The organism is Achromobacter sp. SIMBA_011 (genome assembly GCF_046535435.1).
Classification (GTDB): Bacteria; Pseudomonadota; Gammaproteobacteria; order Burkholderiales; family Burkholderiaceae_B; genus Achromobacter; species Achromobacter dolens.
This window is the reverse complement of record NZ_JAWRWN010000259.1, coordinates 1-295: the sequence shown is the minus strand read 5'-3', so window position 1 is coordinate 295 and position 295 is coordinate 1. Positions and strand designations below refer to the sequence as shown.

General features: G+C 66.4%; 1 protein-coding gene. It reads left to right on the top strand.

The features are described from left to right. Positions 1 to 295, top strand: a 295-nt coding sequence (locus SB816_RS30845) for an ATP-binding cassette domain-containing protein (RefSeq protein WP_410548099.1), incomplete at both ends; no start/stop codon positions are given.

Here is a 295-nt window from a genome sequence, read left to right as displayed (position 1 = left end):
CTGCGCTGTATCAACTTCCTCGAGCAGCCGAACGCTGGCCGCATCGTCGTCGACGGCGAGGAAGTGCGCACCACGCCCGACAAGACCGGCGCGCTGCGCGCGGCCGATGCGAAGCAGTTGCAGCGCGTGCGCACCAAGCTGGCGATGGTGTTCCAGCACTTCAACCTGTGGTCGCACATGAACGTGCTCGAGAACGTGATGGAAGCGCCCGTGAACGTGCTCGGCATCCCGAAGAAGGAAGCCGAGGACCGCGCGCGCGAATACCTCGAGAAGGTCGGCCTCGCGCCGCGCTGCC